This window comes from Pseudoalteromonas sp. SIMBA_162 (assembly GCF_046535955.1).
In the GTDB taxonomy this organism is placed as follows: Bacteria; Pseudomonadota; Gammaproteobacteria; order Enterobacterales; family Alteromonadaceae; genus Pseudoalteromonas; species Pseudoalteromonas marina.
Window position 1 is genome coordinate 1 of the sequence record NZ_JAWJBQ010000172.1, and the last position, 333, is coordinate 333.

Genomic DNA, 333 nt, shown 5'->3' on the forward strand with positions numbered 1-333 from the left:
GCGTCGATCTCGATGACCACGGACAGAAGCTTGCGCTTCTCGCCACGATTGATCTCGACCACAGTACCGGCAGCAGGCGCGGTGTAACGGACGCCCGGGGTCTTCTTGTCAGTGAACAGGAGTTGCCCCTGCTTCACCTTGTCCCCTTCACGGACTTCCATCGTCGGCTTCATGCCGACGTAGTCAACACCCAGGATCGCTACGCGACGAACGGGCTGCGCATCCTCGATACGCTGCTCCGGCGCCCCGGCGATGGGGAGATCCAGGCCACGTTTGACTTCGATCATAGACTCGCCCAATTGTCGGATCTGATGTTGTTCAGGAAAGATCACC

At 59.5% G+C, this 333-nt stretch carries 1 pseudogene; it reads right to left on the reverse strand.

From position 1 onward, the window contains the following. A pseudogene (locus R0J88_RS19215) lies at positions 1–287 on the reverse strand (NADH:ubiquinone reductase (Na(+)-transporting) subunit A); the annotation flags it as partial. Between the last annotated feature and the right edge of the window lie 46 nt (positions 288–333).